This window comes from Lacticaseibacillus sp. 22 (assembly GCF_055413445.1).
The window spans coordinates 1-16,157 of the sequence record NZ_JBVAYD010000037.1 but is presented as its reverse complement, the minus strand read 5'-3'; the positions used below and the strand labels follow the sequence as shown (position 1 = coordinate 16,157).

9 protein-coding genes and 6 tRNA genes are annotated in these 16,157 nt (G+C 47.5%); 14 read left to right on the top strand and 1 reads right to left on the bottom strand.

The annotated features are described in order from the left end of the window. The first annotated feature begins 15 nt into the window (after positions 1 to 15). The 10 genes from ACWP87_RS12785 to rpoC all read left to right on the top strand — a co-directional run bounded on the left by ACWP87_RS12785 (position 16) and on the right by rpoC (position 11,566). Positions 16 to 98, top strand: a tRNA-Leu gene (locus ACWP87_RS12785). A 68-nt stretch (positions 99 to 166) separates the two neighbouring features. Continuing rightward, positions 167 to 238, top strand: a tRNA-Gly gene (locus ACWP87_RS12780). A gap of 11 nt (positions 239 to 249) precedes the next feature. Next, positions 250 to 335, top strand: a tRNA-Leu gene (locus tag ACWP87_RS12775). Positions 336 to 345: 10 nt separating this feature from the next. Next, positions 346 to 419, top strand: a tRNA-Arg gene (locus ACWP87_RS12770). Between the two features lie 50 nt (positions 420 to 469). Then, positions 470 to 541: transfer RNA gene (locus tag ACWP87_RS12765), tRNA-Gly, on the top strand. Between the two features lie 4 nt (positions 542 to 545). Continuing rightward, positions 546 to 619, top strand: a tRNA-Pro gene (locus ACWP87_RS12760). A 238-nt stretch (positions 620 to 857) separates the two neighbouring features. Beyond that, positions 858 to 1,325 carry a CtsR family transcriptional regulator gene (locus ACWP87_RS12755; protein WP_005686658.1) on the top strand — a complete coding sequence of 156 codons (468 nt, stop codon included), beginning with the start codon at positions 858 to 860 and terminating at the stop codon, positions 1,323 to 1,325. A 39-nt stretch (positions 1,326 to 1,364) separates the two neighbouring features. Continuing rightward, on the top strand, positions 1,365 to 3,872 hold the full coding sequence (locus tag ACWP87_RS12750) for an ATP-dependent Clp protease ATP-binding subunit (protein ID WP_014570129.1): 2,508 nt from the start codon (positions 1,365 to 1,367) through the stop codon (positions 3,870 to 3,872). Positions 3,873 to 4,288: 416 nt separating this feature from the next. Next, a complete protein-coding gene (rpoB, locus tag ACWP87_RS12745; protein ID WP_015765062.1) occupies positions 4,289 to 7,891 on the top strand; it encodes a DNA-directed RNA polymerase subunit beta in 3,603 nt (1,200 codons plus the stop codon). Positions 7,892 to 7,903: 12 nt separating this feature from the next. Then, positions 7,904 to 11,566, top strand: coding sequence for a DNA-directed RNA polymerase subunit beta' (gene rpoC, locus ACWP87_RS12740; RefSeq protein ID WP_005686664.1), 3,663 nt, complete (start codon positions 7,904 to 7,906; stop codon positions 11,564 to 11,566). Positions 11,567 to 11,743: 177 nt separating this feature from the next. Here rpoC and ACWP87_RS12735 read toward each other — a convergent pair whose 3' ends face one another. Continuing rightward, complete coding sequence (locus tag ACWP87_RS12735; RefSeq protein ID WP_014570127.1) at positions 11,744 to 12,247, bottom strand: peptidase; 504 nt, start codon at positions 12,245 to 12,247, stop codon at positions 11,744 to 11,746. Between ACWP87_RS12735 and ACWP87_RS12730 the strand changes: the two genes are divergently transcribed. From ACWP87_RS12730 to fusA, 4 genes are all read left to right on the top strand, one after another. After that, on the top strand, positions 12,189 to 12,317 hold the full coding sequence (locus tag ACWP87_RS12730; RefSeq protein ID WP_267473827.1) for a hypothetical protein: 129 nt from the start codon (positions 12,189 to 12,191) through the stop codon (positions 12,315 to 12,317). The two genes, ACWP87_RS12735 and ACWP87_RS12730, sit on opposite strands and share 59 nt — an antisense overlap. A 521-nt stretch (positions 12,318 to 12,838) precedes the next feature. Beyond that, the gene (gene rpsL, locus ACWP87_RS12725) at positions 12,839 to 13,255 is read left to right on the top strand and encodes a 30S ribosomal protein S12 (protein WP_005686670.1); all 417 of its coding nucleotides are present in this window, start codon (positions 12,839 to 12,841) and stop codon (positions 13,253 to 13,255) included. 178 nt (positions 13,256 to 13,433) lie between these two features. Next, positions 13,434 to 13,904, top strand: coding sequence for a 30S ribosomal protein S7 (rpsG, locus tag ACWP87_RS12720; RefSeq protein WP_003567577.1), 471 nt, complete (start codon positions 13,434 to 13,436; stop codon positions 13,902 to 13,904). 89 nt (positions 13,905 to 13,993) lie between these two features. Further along, the gene (gene fusA, locus ACWP87_RS12715) at positions 13,994 to 16,096 is read left to right on the top strand and encodes an elongation factor G (protein WP_005692094.1); all 2,103 of its coding nucleotides are present in this window, start codon (positions 13,994 to 13,996) and stop codon (positions 16,094 to 16,096) included. Positions 16,097 to 16,157 lie beyond the last annotated feature (61 nt).

Here is a 16,157-nt window from a genome sequence, read left to right as displayed (position 1 = left end):
TTTAACCCACCTTTTGCGGGTGTGGCGGAACTGGCAGACGCGCTAGATTTAGGTTCTAGTGGTTTTTGACCGTGGGGGTTCGAGTCCCTTCACCCGCATTGTATCTTACATGATTTGCTCGGGTTTTAAAGGCTGCTCCTCGGTCACAATTGAATAGCTTTGATATGCGGAAGTAGTTCAGTGGTAGAACATCACCTTGCCATGGTGGGGGTCGCGGGTTCGAATCCCGTCTTCCGCTTTTCACTTTATGCCGGGGTGGCGGAATTGGCAGACGCACAGGACTTAAAATCCTGCGGTCAGTGATGACCGTACCGGTTCGATCCCGGTCCTCGGCATTTTGTTGAAGCACCCATAGCGCAATTGGATAGAGTGTCTGACTACGAATCAGAAGGTTGTAGGTTCGACTCCTACTGGGTGCATCATTGGTCGCTATGAAGCTGTGGCGCTGATCAAATTTCATATTCGGTATGCGGAAGTAGTTCAGTGGTAGAACATCACCTTGCCATGGTGGGGGTCGCGGGTTCGAATCCCGTCTTCCGCTTTACCGGGAAGTAGCTCAGCTTGGTAGAGCACTACGTTCGGGACGTAGGGGTCGCAAGTTCGAATCTTGTCTTCCCGATTCTTGGATCACGACAATCGTGGTCCTTTTTTCGTTCTCCAAAAAACATTGGTCATGGTGGCTGCCTGCGTGTAGGTGACCGTAAACTCAGCGCCTATAACGTGTACAGCCACTCACATTCTGAATTCTAACCGGCACTGTTTTCGTTTACCTCAAAGCATATATTTGTATAAATACATTGATGCCAGTATAATGTGTAATAGTCAAGATTGGTCAAAGTCAAAAAGGATTGAATGGCATGCAGCGCGAAAATATTTCGGATATTATTGAGACATACTTAAAAACGATACTGGCACAGGAAGCGGCTGTTGAGATTCGGCGAGCGGAAATTGCACGGCGCTTTAATTGTGTTCCTTCGCAAATTAATTATGTTATCAAAACGCGTTTTACACCGGCACGTGGGTACATTGTTGAAAGTAAGCGTGGCGGCGGTGGCTACATTCGGATCGTGAAGGTCAAATTGACAGATGATCAGGATCTCATTCAAATCATGCGCCAGCACATTCCTAGTCGCTTGCGGTTACGCGATGCACGGGATTTGCTTCAGGAACTGTTTGATAATGGGCTTATTTCCCAACAGTCCGGCAATTTAATGCTAGCCGTGATCAATCATGAGACTTTGGGAATTCTTGATCAAGAAACAGAAGAACACTTACGATCGCGTTTGTTTCTTGCATTTTTGGATCGTTTGCGGTATGAAAGATAAAACAGTTTATAATTGGCTTTTTAAAAAAGGAGCGTGCTTATGGACAACTTATTTACCCCTAGTGCTAAAAATGTGTTGCTTTTAGCCCAGGAACAAGCGAAGTACTTCCATCATCATGCTGTTGGCACGGAACACTTGCTTATGGCTTTGGTTATGGAAAAGGATGGTATCGCTGGTAAGACGCTGCGTCAGTTAGGGGTCACAGAAAATGATGTCCATGACGAGATCGAGCGCTTCACAGGATATGGAACTGTTGATGCCGCCAGTCAAGCTAGCGATAGTTATTTGCCATACTCACCAAAAGGCAAGGAAATTCTGGCATTTGCCGGGGACGAAGCAAAACGCTTAGGGGCGTTAAAAATCGGCACCGAGCATATTCTGCTGGGACTATTGCGAGAAGACGATATTTTAGCTGCGCGGATTTTACAAAACTTAGGGCTCAGTCTCTCGAAGACGCGTCAGATGGTCTTCAAGAAAATGGGCATCGCGGATACGGCGGCAAAGCGGCGGCCAATGGCACGTGGCGGCGCTCGCCAAGACGGTCAGGGGACACCAACGCTTGATGGCCTCGCCCGTGATCTAACCCAGATGGCGCGCGAAAATCGGATGGATCCGGTGGTTGGTCGCGACAAAGAAGTTCGGCGCTTGATTCAAATCTTGGCGCGGCGCACTAAGAACAACCCGGTCTTGATTGGTGAACCCGGTGTCGGCAAAACGGCCATTGCAGAAGGCTTCGCTGAAAAGATTGTGGCTGGAAAAGTGCCGGATGATATGCTGAACAAACGCTTGATGATGCTTGACATGGGTTCGTTGGTTGCAGGCACTAAGTATCGTGGTGAGTTTGAGGATCGGCTGAAGAAAATTATTGATGAGATTTATAAAGATGGCAATGTCATTTTATTCATTGATGAATTGCATACATTGATCGGTGCTGGCGGTGCTGAAGGGGCGATTGACGCTTCAAATATTCTGAAACCGGCATTGGCACGTGGCGAGCTTCAGCTAATCGGCGCCACGACTTTAGACGAATATCAAAAGTACATTGAAAAAGATGCGGCCTTGGAGCGGCGGTTTGCAACAATTCAAGTTGACGAACCGACTGAGGAAGAAGCCGAACAGATTCTGAAAGGCTTGCGTCCGCGTTACGAAGCACACCATGGCGTTACGATTACTGATGAAGCGCTGCATGAAGCGGTTGTGTTGTCGTCACGTTACATTACAACGCGTTTTCTTCCGGATAAGGCTATTGACTTGGTCGATGAAAGTGCGGCTAAAGTTCGCCTTGATAAAGCTAACGTGGAGACCAAAGCTGATAAACTTCAGGATGAATTAGCTAAACTGGTTGCCGACAAAGAAGATGCAATTGATCATCAAGACTTCGAAACGGCTGCTACAATCCGGACTAAAGAAGCGGGCGTCAAGGCTAAACTTGCCGATACGCCTGAACCGGTGAATGAAAGTGGTGTTCGTACCGATATCAAGGTCACGGGCGCAGACGTTGCCGAAGTTGTATCGCAATGGACCGGCGTACCGGTCACGCAACTGCAGAAAAAGGAATCCGAACGGTTGGTTAATCTCGAGAAGATTCTGCATCAGCGAGTTGTTGGCCAGGATGAAGCCGTTTCAGCAGTTGCACGGGCAATTCGGCGTGCTCGTTCCGGGTTGAAGGATCCGACCAGACCGATTGGCTCCTTCATGTTCTTGGGACCAACCGGCGTCGGGAAAACCGAATTAGCTAAAGCGTTGGCAGAAGCGATGTTTGGTTCCGAGGACGCCATGATTCGGGTCGATATGTCCGAGTATATGGAGAAATTCAGTACGAGCCGGTTAATCGGTGCAGCACCAGGCTATGTCGGTTATGACGAAGGCGGTCAGTTGACGGAAAAGGTTCGCAACAAGCCATATTCGGTCGTTTTACTCGATGAAGTCGAAAAGGCGCATCCTGATGTCTTCAACATTTTGTTACAAGTCTTGGACGATGGCTATTTAACTGATGCTAAGGGTCGGCGGGTCGATTTTCGGAATACCATTTTGATTATGACCAGCAATATCGGAGCAACTGCCATTCGCGATGATAAGACAGTTGGATTTGGTGCAAAAGATCCAACCGCTGACTTCAATGCCATGAAGAGTCGGATGTTGGCTGAACTGAAAAAGAGCTTCCGTCCAGAATTCCTTAATCGAATTGACGAAACCGTTGTCTTCCATAGCTTGAACAAGGCTGAGTTGCATGAGATCGTCAAGATTATGACCAAAACCGTGCTTAGTCGTATCAAAGATCAAGGAATTGACGTTAAAATTACGCCAGCCGGGATTGATGCGATTGCCGCGGCTGGATTTGATCCTGAATATGGTGCGCGCCCGATCCGCCGTGCCTTGCAAACGGATGTTGAAGACCAACTCAGTGAGCTATTGTTGACGGGTCAGGCTAAAACCGGCGACTTGATTCAAATCGGCGCTAAAAAAGGCAAGCTGACGTTTACAGTCAAGGAAAACAAAGATAAGCATAAAGAAAATGGCGCTTCTAAAGAACCTGTCAAGGCATGATCAATAGCAGGCCCAAATATGTCAGGTTCCACTAATAACGCTTAAAAAGATCGGTCTTAGAGGTGAAGCATTATCTCTGGGACCGATTTATTTTGCCAAAACAGTCAGTGATGGCGGGACGCGATTTTGATGCTATCTGGTATTGCATTACTTTGAAAAGCAGGTGCTTGACATTGTTACTCCGCACGCGTATTATTAAACCAATCGCATTTCGGTTTGGACAGGCTGTCAGGACGATCTATTGTCCGTTCTGACTAATGAAAAAAGCAAAAACAGCAGGCTGGTTGAAGGTCGATCTGTTTTTGGTTTTTTTTTGCTCAAAATGTCTGCGGGATGGTCAATGTCATGTAAATTTAACAATATTTACATTATTTTTACAATCATCAAGCCGGAAAATCTTACAAGGGGTGAATAATTTGGCAGGACACTTAGTGAATTATGGTAAGCACCGGACACGCCGGTCTTATGCCCGGATCAAGGAAGTTTTGGATCTTCCTAATCTGATCGAGATCCAAACGAATTCTTACCAATGGTTCCTCGATGAAGGTCTTAAAGAAATGTTCGACGATATTATGCCGATCGATGACTTTCAGGGGAAACTGTCACTGGAATTTGTCGGCTATCAACTGCTGGAACCGAAATATACTGTCGAGGAAGCACGCCAACACGATGCGAACTACTCCGCACCATTGCATGTAACCTTACGTTTGACGAATCATGAAACTGGCGAAATCAAGAGCCAGGACGTCTTTTTTGGTGATTTCCCATTAATGACGAAACAAGGAACGTTCATTATCAACGGGGCAGAACGGGTTATCGTTTCCCAGCTGGTTCGTTCCCCTGGCGTTTACTTCCATAGTGAAACAGATAAGAACTCACGGGTGACGTATGGCACGACTGTCATTCCTAACCGTGGGGCATGGTTGGAATATGAAACCGATGCGAAGGACATTGCGTATGTCCGGATTGATCGCACGCGGAAGATTCCTCTGACCGAATTGGTTCGCGCATTGGGCTTTGGCTCCGATCAAGACATTATCAATATGTTCGGGGACAATGATTCGTTGATGCTCACACTTGAAAAAGATGTGCATAAAAATACGGATGATTCCCGTACTGATGAAGCCTTGAAGGATATTTATGAACGTCTACGTCCAGGCGAACCTAAGACTGCTGATTCATCGCGGTCACTTTTGTATGCCCGCTTCTTTGACCCGAAGCGTTATGACTTAGCCTCTGTTGGGCGTTACAAGGTGAACAAGAAGCTGAGCCTGAAGACCCGGCTATTGAATCAGGTTTTAGCGGAAACACTGGCTGATCCGGATACAGGTGAAGTCGTTGCCCAAAAAGGGACCAAAGTGGATCGCCAAGTGATGGATAAGCTGGCACCGTACTTGGATCGGGATGATTTCAAGACGGCCACTTATCAACCTTCTGATCAAGGTGTGATGACCGATCCGATTGAGCTGCAGAGTATTAAAGTTTACTCACAGGTGACCCCGGATAAAGAAATTAATTTAATTGGCAATGGGCATATCGGCAAGAAAGTTAAGCATATTTTGCCAGCTGACGTTTTGGCATCGATGAACTACTTCCTGAACTTGCAGGAAGGCTTAGGTACGGTTGATGATATTGACCACTTGGGTAATCGTCGTATTCGTTCCGTTGGTGAATTATTGCAAAATCAGTTCCGGATCGGGCTTTCGCGGATGGAACGGGTTGTTCGCGAACGGATGTCGATTCAGGACACCGCAACCGTTACACCGCAGCAATTGATCAATATTCGGCCAGTTGTGGCTTCAATTAAGGAATTCTTTGGCAGTTCCCAGCTGTCACAGTTCATGGATCAGACCAATCCGTTGGGCGAATTAACCCATAAACGGCGTCTGTCTGCCCTTGGACCTGGTGGCTTGACTCGTGATCGTGCGGGTTATGAAGTTCGAGATGTTCATTACACCCATTATGGCCGGATGTGTCCGATTGAAACCCCCGAAGGCCCGAACATCGGGCTGATTAACAGCTTGGCTTCATACGCGGTCGTTAACCCATACGGCTTCATTGAAACGCCATATCGACGGGTTTCATGGGATACGCATAAGGTTACCGACAAGATCGATTACCTGACAGCTGACGAAGAAGATAACTACATTGTTGCGCAGGCAAACTCGCCACTAAACGATGATGGATCCTTCGTTGATGACACGGTTTTGGCCCGGCATAAAGATAACAACATTGAAATTTCACCAGACAAAGTCGATTACATGGACGTTTCGCCTAAGCAGGTTGTCGCAGTCGCAACTGCCTGCATTCCATTCTTGGAAAACGACGACTCTAACCGTGCGTTGATGGGTGCTAACATGCAGCGTCAGGCGGTACCTTTGATCAATCCGCATGCCCCGCTTGTCGGGACCGGGATGGAATACAAAGCCGCCCATGACTCAGGAACCGCGGTTTTGGCTAACAATGCCGGTACGGTTGAATATGTCGATGCTAAGCAAATCCGGGTACGTCGTGAAGACGGCGCCTTGGACACTTACAAATTGATGAAATTCAAGCGTAGTAACGCCGGCAAGAACTACAACCAACGTCCGATTGTTACGATCGGTGACCATGTCGATGTCGATGAAATCATTGCTGATGGACCAGCCATGCAAAATGGTGAATTGGCATTGGGCCAAAACCCGATCATCGCCTTCATGACATGGAACATGTACAACTACGAAGATGCGATTGTGCTGTCTGAACGGTTGGTTAAAGATGATGTTTACACGTCGATCCATATTGAAGAATATGAGTCAGAAGCACGTGACACCAAACTTGGACCTGAAGAAGTCACACGTGAGATTCCAAACGTTGGTGAAGAGGCCCTCAAGGATCTCGATGAATTCGGGGTTGTTCGTGTCGGTGCCGAAGTTCGGGATGGCGACATTCTGGTCGGTAAAGTGACGCCTAAGGGAGTTACCGAATTATCTGCTGAAGAACGGCTGCTACACGCAATTTTTGGTGAAAAAGCACGTGAAGTTCGCGACACATCGCTGCGGGTTCCGCATGGTGGCGGCGGTATTATTCAGGACGTCAAAATCTTCACCCGTGAAGCTGGGGATGAATTATCTCCTGGCGTCAATATGATGGTGCGGGTTTATATCACGCAGAAGCGGAAAATTCAAGTTGGTGACAAGATGGCTGGTCGTCATGGGAACAAAGGGACGGTTTCCGTCGTTGTGCCTGAAGAAGACATGCCATACTTGCCAGATGGTACCCCAGTCGATATTTGCTTGTCGCCAATGGGTGTGCCAAGTCGTATGAACATCGGGCAGGTGCTGGAATTGCATCTGGGCATGGCTGCTCGTAACTTAGGCATTCATGTTGCAACGCCAGTCTTTGACGGTGCCAACGATAAAGACTTGTGGGCAACCGTTAAAGAAGCCGGCATGCCATCTGATGGGAAGTCAGTCTTGTATGATGGCCGTACCGGGGAACCATTTGAAAACCGGGTATCTGTCGGTGTCATGTATTACATGAAGCTGTCTCACATGGTTGATGATAAGATCCATGCGCGTTCAATTGGACCTTACAGTTTAGTCACCCAACAGCCTCTTGGTGGTAAAGCTCAGTTTGGCGGCCAGCGGTTTGGTGAAATGGAAGTCTGGGCCCTTGAAGCTTATGGTGCAGCGTATACCTTACAGGAAATCTTGACTTATAAGTCCGATGACGTTGTTGGCCGAGTTAAGACCTACGAAGCCATCGTTAAGGGCGATCCGATTCCAAAGCCTGGCGTACCGGAATCATTCCGTGTGCTGGTCAAGGAATTGCAAGCGCTGGGACTTGATATGAAGGTTCTAGGTGCTGATAAGCAGGAAATCGAATTGCGCGACATGGACGATGACGAAGACGATGTTGTTTCCGTCGATGCATTAGCGAAGTTCGCAGCTCAGCAAGAAGAAAAGAAGGCACACGAAGCCGCAACCCAAGCAAGTGACGGTCAGTCTGCCGACAATAGTACCGACGATAAGAAATAGGAGGTTAGCCCTTTGATTGATGTCAATAAGTTTGAAAGTATGCAAATCGGCTTAGCCTCGCCGGACAAGATCCGCAGCTGGTCTTATGGGGAAGTCAAAAAGCCCGAAACGATCAACTATCGGACCCTAAAGCCTGAGCGGGACGGCTTATTCGATGAACGTATCTTCGGACCGACCAAAGACTGGGAATGTGCCTGTGGTAAGTACAAGCGAATCCGCTATAAGGGAATCGTTTGTGATCGCTGCGGCGTTGAAGTCACCCGGTCCAAGGTTCGGCGCGAACGGATGGGTCATATTGAATTAGCTGCACCGGTGACGCACATCTGGTACTTCAAGGGAATTCCTAGCCGGATGGGTCTGGTACTCGACATGTCGCCGCGTTCACTTGAAGAAATCATCTATTTTGCTTCCTATGTTGTGATTGATCCAGGCGATACGCCAATGGAGAAAAAGCAGCTGCTAACCGAACGCGAATATCGCGAAAAGCGGGAAGAATATGGACAGACCTTCAATGCCAAGATGGGTGCTGAAGCCATCAAGGAATTGTTGCAGGATGTTGATCTCGAAAAAGAAGTTGCTGAATTAAAAGAAGACCTGAAATCAGCTCAGGGTCAAAAACGGACCCGTGCGATTCGCCGTCTGGACATTTTGGATGCGTTCAAGGAGTCCGGTAATGACCCGGCATGGATGGTTATGGACACGATTCCTGTTATTCCACCGGATTTGCGGCCAATGGTTCAGCTTGAAGGCGGCCGGTTTGCGACCTCTGATCTAAACGACTTGTATCGCCGGGTCATCAACCGTAACAACCGTCTGAAGCGTCTGCTTGATCTCAATGCACCAAGTATTATCGTGCAAAACGAAAAGCGCATGCTGCAGGAAGCGGTCGATGCCTTGATCGATAACGGTCGGCGCGGACGCCCGGTTACCGGACCTGGTAACCGCCCGCTTAAGTCCTTGTCCCACATGTTGAAAGGGAAGCAAGGCCGATTCCGTCAAAACCTGTTAGGTAAGCGTGTCGATTACTCTGGCCGTTCGGTTATTGATGTTGGCCCATGGTTGAAGTTTTATCAGTGTGGTGTTCCGCGTGAAATGGCCTTGGAACTCTTTAAGCCATTTGTCATGCGCGAACTGGTTAAGCGCGATATGGCAAGCAATATTAAAAATGCTCGCCGGAAGATTGATCGCCAAGACGATGATGTCTGGGATGTCCTCGAAGATGTGATTAAGGAACGGCCAGTCCTTTTGAACCGTGCGCCTACTTTGCATCGACTGGGTATTCAGGCATTTGAACCTGTCTTGGTTGATGGTAAGTCCATTCGCTTGCACCCACTGGTTTGCGAAGCTTATAACGCTGACTTTGATGGTGACCAGATGGCGATTCACGTACCGCTGTCTGATGAAGCAATGGCAGAAGCGCGCATGCTGATGCTGGCAGCCCACCACATTTTGGCACCTAAAGACGGCAAGCCAATCGTTACCCCTTCTCAAGACGTTGTGTTAGGTAACTACTACCTGACCATGGAGCAGAAGGGCCGCGAAGGCGAAGGCATGATCTTCAAGGATACCAATGAAGTGTTGATGGCGTTGCAAAATGGCTATGTTCATCTGCACAGTCGTGTCGGGATTGCTGCGAACTCCTTTACGGACAAACCGTTTACTGATGAGCAGAAACAAAAGATTATGGTGACGAGTGTCGGCAAGGCAATCTTTAACGAGATCATGCCAAAAGACTTCCCGTATTTGAACGAACCGACTCAGGACAACATCGTCAATGGTGTGCCGGACAAATACTTCATCGACAAAGGTGAAGATATCCATGCTTACCTTGAAGATGCACCTTTGATCGATCCATTCAAGAAAGGATTCCTGTCTGACATCATTGCCCAAGTCTTCAAAGTTTATAAAGTTCAGCGGACCAGTGACTTGCTGGATGACATGAAGACACTCGGCTATACTCAGTCAACGAATTCAGGTTTGACCGTTGGGATTGCCGACATTACGAACCTGAAGGAAAAGCCAGAGATTGTGGCGGCAGCCCATAAGAAGGTTGCAACGGTTTCTAAGCAGTTCCGTCGTGGTTTAATCACTGACGATGAACGGCATGACCGGGTCATTCAGATCTGGAACGACGCTAAAGATGAAATCCAGCAAAAACTGGTTGATTCTTTTGACCCGAACAACCCAATTTCCATGATGTCTGATTCCGGTGCTCGTGGTAACATCTCAAACTTTACTCAGCTTGCCGGTATGCGTGGTCTGATGGCTGCGCCTAACGGAGGGATGATGGAAGTTCCTGTTATCTCGAACTTCCGTGAAGGTCTAACCGTTATGGAAATGTTCATGTCAACTCACGGTGCACGTAAAGGGATGACCGATACGGCGCTGAAGACGGCTGACTCAGGCTACCTGACCCGTCGTTTAGTTGATGTTGCCCAAGACGTCATTGTTCGCGAAGAAGACTGCGGTACTGATCGTGGATTGGTTGTTCGTGCAATTCGTGAAGGTAACGAAATGATTGAACCGCTGTATGATCGTTTGGTTGGCCGGTTCACGATGAAAGACGTTCTTGATCCAAAGACTGGCGATGTGCTGGTTAAACGCAATACGCTTATGGATGAAGACATGGCTCAGAAGATTGTGGATGCTGGCGTTGAAGCCGTTACCATTCGTTCGGTCTTTACCTGCAACACGAAGCATGGTGTTTGCCAGAAGTGCTATGGCCGTAACATGGCAACCGGCGAACAGGTTGAAGTCGGTGAAGCTGTCGGGACCGTGGCGGCACAGTCAATCGGTGAACCAGGTACCCAGCTGACCATGCGTAACTTCCATACCGGTGGTGTTGCTGGTGGCGAAGATATCACGCAAGGGCTGCCTCGTGTTCAGGAAATCTTTGAAGCACGGAATCCTAAAGGTGAAGCGGTTATCACTGAAGTTACTGGTGAAGTAACGGCAATTGATGAAAACCCAGCCGAGCATACGCGTGAAATTACCGTCAAAGGTGAAACCGATACCCGGACTTACAGTGTGCCATATGCATCTAGTGTGGCCGTTGCAGAAGGGGATCACATTAACCGTGGCGAACGCTTAACTGGTGGTTCAATTGATCCTAAGCAATTGATCAAGGTGCGCGATGTGATGGCAACCGAAAACTACCTGCTTTCTGAAGTTCAGAAAGTTTACCGTATGCAAGGGGTTGACATCGGTGATAAGCACGTCGAAGTAATGGTACGGCAAATGTTACGTAAGATCCGCGTCATGGATCCGGGCGACACGAATATTCTGCCAGGCACCTTGCTCGACATTGCGGACTTCAAGGAAAAGAACACGCAAGCAATCATCAGTGGCGGGATCCCGGCAACGGGTCGTCCGGTCTTGCTGGGGATTACCAAGGCTTCTCTGGAAACTAACAGCTTCTTATCAGCTGCTTCCTTCCAAGAAACCACGCGTGTCTTAACCGATGCATCCATTCGCGGCAAGAACGATCCACTGGTTGGTCTGAAAGAAAATGTCATTATCGGGAAGATCATTCCGGCTGGTACCGGGATGGCCACCTATCGTCACGAGGAACCTAAGAGTGTCGGTACGGTTTCCGACAGTGTTTATTCGATTTCAGACATCGAAAAACAGATGAAGGAAAAAGACAACCAGCAAAGCGACACTGACAAACAGTAATCGCCTTGTCGGTGGTCAAACTGAAGCATCTGGCCACAAAAGAAGCGGCGTAAGTATCTTGAAAAAGATACTTGCGCCGCTTTTTTATATGCACGCGAGCAGGAACGGTCACGAGCTGCTTACATACCAATCTCTGTGCCAAGGCATACGTTTTGACTTGTACACAAATGACCACGATCAAAAAATGCCTAGGCAATTAGCTGCCAAACTAAAGCAACCGTAACCGATCGCTATATGACTAATCATCGGCAACGTCTCTAAACGGGTAATAAACCAGTGACCGCCAGCGCTGATACAAGCAATTAACGTGATAACCAAGGCAGCTTCTAGTTGCAGAACGCCACCTAATAATGCAATCAGTAAAACATCAGCACTGCCTAAACCGTGCGACATCAGTGCTAACCCGCCAACCATGGAACCTAACATCATTAAATTAAACAAATTGCAGGGAAAAACCACAATGATACCAAACCACCAGCCACAAAAATTGATGAGTGAAACGCTGCGCTCATGCCAATCAGCAATGCTAAACATAAGCAAACCGACACTGAGGAAAAAAGGTAACCAGGTCGTACTGCTTATCCCTAAAAGAATCGCCAAAATACAATGAACTGACTGATTAATGCTAGTTAAACGCTTTGTTACGCTGATCACGGTTAGTAAAAATAAAGCTAGAATCAAAGCCACCACCTCACTTCATAGAATAAATTTCGCTGAAAAATGGATGGCGCTTGATAACGATGCAATATGATCGATTTAGCAATATCGACAACGCTTTCGTAACAAAAAGTAAGTAAAATGACAAATGTATTTCTCTTAAAACCTGCATTTTTAAAAACTTTTCAGGCTAAATCGCTGGAGAAAAAAGGCCGCAGTGGATCAAAAAATATATATGCCAGATTTCAAAAAGTCCCGAATTTAAAAAAGTTCTGTGAAGCTGCCTTTCGGGGTTGCTTTACAGAACTTTTTTGCTATGGTTGAAGTTAACCGGTTATTTAGAAATATAACCGTGAAAAGGTTGTCGTTCATACGCTTTTGTTAAAAGTTCACCATTTCAAATGTCAAGTGAATGTTCTATTGTTTTCCTTGACACCAGCGCGTATAGGATAGTACACTATCAAAGGTGCTTTTTTCCAGTTTATTCGGGTTGTCCGGACGTGCTGACTGGGTTAAGAGCCGTCGCCGTTCGGTTGGCCGTTTTTTTATCACAAAAAATGAACCGCCTGGATGTGTGGACTTAAAAAAGATGCAATATAAGGAAGGAGAAGCTTAATGCCTACTATTAATCAATTAGTTCGCCAAGGTCGTAAATCCAAATCAACCAAGTCAGACTCTCCTGCGTTGAACTTCGGTTACAACAGCAAGAAGAAGAGCCTTACCAGTAATCCAGCACCGCAAAAACGTGGGGTTGCTACTCGTGTCGGTACCATGACACCTAAGAAACCTAACTCAGCTTTGCGGAAATATGCTCGTGTTCGTCTGTCCAACTTGATCGAAGTGACAGCTTATATTCCGGGTATTGGCCATAACTTGCAAGAACATAGTGTTGTCTTGATCCGTGGCGGCCGTGTTAAGGACTTGCCAGGGGTTCGTTATCACATCGTTCGTGGTGCGCTTGATACCGCTGGTGTTGACGGCCGGATGCAAGGTCGCTCGAAGTACGGTGCAAAACGTCCTAAGAAGAAGTAAGCAAAATCAGTGCGGATTAGCCGCATGATGATGACAACAAATTTTTAGATCCGCTTTGTGCGGTATAGACAGAATATGCGTCAGCCTAAAAGAAACTCAGGAATCGCTTTGGGTTGCTAGCCGAGCCGGTTTGTGAGCAGCTTGGGCAGACGAATACTTTTAAGAGGAGGCAAAATGCATGCCACGTAAAGGCAGTGTCGCAAAACGTGATGTTTTACCTGATCCAGTTTACAATTCAAAGCTGGTTACCCGTTTAATCAACCACTTGATGATTGATGGTAAGCGCGGGAAGGCATCCACTATTTTATATGATGCATTTGATATGATTAAGAAACAAACCGGGAACGAACCGTTAGACGTTTTTGAAGAAGCAATGAAGAACGTTATGCCGGTCTTGGAAGTTAAAGCTCGCCGTATCGGTGGTTCTAACTACCAGGTGCCGATTGAAGTTCGTCCGGATCGCCGGACCACCTTGGGCTTGCGTTGGATTGTTCAGTATTCGCGTCAACGCGGTGAACACACAATGGACGAACGCTTGGCTAAGGAAATCATGGACGCCGCTAACAACACCGGCGCCGCAGTGAAGAAGCGTGAAGATACCCACAAGATGGCTGATGCTAACCGGGCATTTGCACATTATCGTTGGTAAGATGGTTTGGCTATTATATCCGCGGTTTGGTATATAGTAGCCATTCTTTGTATAAAGCCAGTTGAATCAAGAGAGGAGCAATACGCCACATGGCCAACAAACGTGAATTTCCGTTAGACCGTACCCGTAATATCGGGATCATGGCTCACATCGATGCCGGTAAAACGACCACGACTGAACGGATTTTGTATTATACCGGTAAAATTCATAAAATCGGTGAAACTCATGAAGGAGCTTCACAGATGGACTGGATGCCACAGGAACAGGAACGTGGGATCACCATCACCAGTGCTGCTACCACGGCTTTCTGGAAGGATCACCGGGTCAACATCATTGACACCCCGGGACACGTTGACTTCACGATTGAAGTTGAACGTTCCTTGCGTGTGTTAGATGGTGCGATCACCGTTTTGGATGCCCAATCCGGTGTTGAGCCGCAGACTGAAAACGTTTGGCGTCAAGCGACAACATACGGGGTTCCGCGGTTAGTTTTCGTTAACAAGATGGATAAGATTGGTGCGGATTTTGACTATTCATTGTCAACTTTGCATGATCGGCTACAGGCAAATGCCCATGCCGTTCAGTTGCCAATCGGTGCCGAAGATAAGTTCGAAGGGGTCATTGACCTGATCGAAATGAAGGCCGACTTGTACGACGAAGATGAACTCGGGACGAAGTGGGATACGGTTGACATTCCTGATGAATATAAGGAAGCTGCCGAAAAAGCCCACAACGAACTTGTCGAAGCCGTTGCTGACGTTGACGATGGCATCATGGACAAGTATCTTGAAGGCGAAGAGATTTCCAATGCTGAATTAAAGGCTGCTATTCGTAAAGCAACCATTAACTTGGAATTCTACCCAGTTTTGGCTGGTTCAGCTTTCAAGAACAAGGGTGTTCAGATGCTGTTGGACGCGGTTATTGATTACCTGCCGTCACCATTGGATGTTCGTCCGTATCATGCAACCGATCCTGATACAGGCGATGCCGTTGAGCTGACCGCTGGTGATGACAAGCCGTTTGCTGCTTTGGCCTTCAAAGTTGCGACTGATCCATTTGTTGGCCGTTTGACCTATATTCGGGTATACAGCGGCACACTGGAAGCTGGTTCCTATGTGTTGAACGCAACAAAAGACAACCGTGAACGTGTCGGCCGTCTGTTGCAGATGCATAGTAATCACCGTGAAGAAATTCCGGAAGTCTTTTCCGGCGATATCGCTGCTGCTATCGGTTTGAAGAATACCACCACAGGGGATTCTTTGACGGATGTTAACCACCCATTGATTCTTGAATCATTGGATGTTCCGGATCCGGTTATCCAGGTTTCCATCGAGCCTGACTCTAAAGAAGACCAAGACAAGCTGGATATCGGTTTGCAGAAGCTCTCTGAAGAAGATCCGACATTCAAGGCTGAAACCAACCCTGAAACTGGTGAAACATTGATTGCCGGCATGGGTGAATTGCACTTGGATATCATGGTTGATCGTCTGAAGCGTGAATTCAAAGTGGCTGCTAAAGTTGGTGAACCACAAGTTGCCTATCGTGAGACCTTTACTAAAGAAGCGTCTGCACAAGGTAAGTTTGTTCGTCAGTCCGGTGGTAAAGGTCAATATGGTGATGTTTGGATCGAGTTCACACCAAACGAAGAAGGCAAGGGCTTTGAATTTGAAAATGCCATTGTCGGTGGGGTTGTTCCGCGTGAATATATCCCAGCTGTTGAACAAGGTCTGAAAGAAGCCATGGCAAACGGTGTCTTGGCTGGCTATCCATTAATTGATGTGAAGGCCAAACTATATGATGGTTCTTACCATGAAGTCGATTCTTCTGAAGCTGCCTTTAAAGTGGCTGCTTCCATGGCGTTACGTAATGCCTCGAAGAATGCTGGCGCCGTGATCCTTGAACCGATCATGCACGTTGAAGTCGTTGCGCCTGAAGAATACCTTGGCGATGTTATGGGCCAGATCACAGCACGTCGCGGTCGCGTTGAAGGTATGGAAGCGCGCGGTAATGCGCAATTGGTTAACTCAATGGTTCCGCTGGCCGAAATGTTTGGCTATGCAACCACCTTGCGTAGTGCAACCCAAGGCCGTGGTACTTTCACCATGACCTTTGACCACTACGAAGCTGTGCCAAAGAGCATCCAAGAAGAAATTATCAAGAAAAATGGCGGCGGTGTTGCTACGAAAGACTAGTCTTTCGTGATCACCGACGACAAAAACGGTGTTGCCTGTTCAAGGCAGCACCGTTTTTTAT